Source organism: Thioalkalivibrio versutus (genome assembly GCF_001999325.1).
Lineage (GTDB): Bacteria > Pseudomonadota > Gammaproteobacteria > Ectothiorhodospirales > Ectothiorhodospiraceae > Thioalkalivibrio > Thioalkalivibrio versutus.
In genome coordinates, this window is sequence record NZ_MVAR01000051.1 from 1 (window position 1) to 1,129 (window position 1,129).

The window sequence follows — 1,129 nt, forward strand, 5'->3', positions numbered from 1 at the left end:
GTAGATACCGTCTTGCCCTACGGGGTGCAAGGAGTTTCATGGCGGGCTTGATACGGGGTTTGGGATTTGAGCACACCGAAGGCGATGTGCAGGAGTTTGCGCATGGCCGCCCCGATCGCCGACATCTTGGCCTTGCCGCGTGTCAGCAGACGTTGATGCTGGTGTCGCACGTCCGGGTTGTACCGGGTCGCCACCACCGCCGCCATGTAGAGCGCCTTGCGCAGTCGGCTGGAACCGATCTTCGCCAACCGCGAGGGCCGCCGGACCGTGGTCCCCGATTCTTCCAGGACCGGCGCCAGCCCATGGAACGCCGCCGCTTGTCGAGCGCTCGTGAACGCGCGGCTGCGCAGCGTTGCGGTCATCGAGGCCGACAGCACTCGGCCGATGCCGGGGATGCTCTCCAGCAAGGCCCGATCCCGCTTCAGGTGGTGATGGGCGTCGAAGTGATCGTCGATCTGCTGCTGGAGCCGACGGTGTTCCTCACGCAGGGCCTGCAGGACGTTGTCGATCGACGCCTGGGCCAGGGTGTCCTCGCTGAAACGCGCCTTCTCCAGGCGGTTCTCTTCGCGCCGCATGTCCTGTTCCAGAGCCTCCAGGCGGCTGAGCAGGCGCTTGAGTTCCCGCACCTCCGGCGGTTCGGGCTGCCAGCGCCGTGGTGCGCGTTCGATGCCGTAGCGGGCCAGTATCATGCTGTCCTTGCGGTCGGTCTTGTTGCGCACCCCCATGCCCTTGGCATGCGAACGCACCTGGGCCGGGTTCAGCACGTGGACCCGCACGCCCTGCTCATGCAGCCAGTAGGCCAGCGGTTCGTGATAGATGCCCGTGGCCTCCAGGTATACGTGCAGGGTCTCGGGCGCTTCACCCGTGTTGCGCTCGAGCCAGCGCAGCATCTCCGGATACTGGTCCCGACGGTTCGGGAACACCTTCGGCTTCACCTTGCCCGCTGCCAGGTCCCGGACCCACATGCAGTCGAGCTTGTTCTTGCTAACATCAATGCCAATATGAGCCATCTCGTCCTCTCGCCTTGTCCGTACAGCCTCACCCGTCCATCACGGAGGGGGGTCTTGGATACCGTTCAAACTTCGAGATGAGAAAGGACTCGGGGGCCAATCTACAGAACAGGTTCGTG

1 protein-coding gene is annotated in these 1,129 nt (G+C 64.3%); it reads right to left on the reverse strand.

The window, feature by feature from the left end:
- Window positions 1-17: 17 nt before the first annotated feature.
- Window positions 18-1,010, reverse strand: coding sequence for an IS110 family RNA-guided transposase (locus B0684_RS13570; RefSeq protein WP_018649572.1), 993 nt, complete (start codon window positions 1,008-1,010; stop codon window positions 18-20).
- Window positions 1,011-1,129 lie beyond the last annotated feature (119 nt).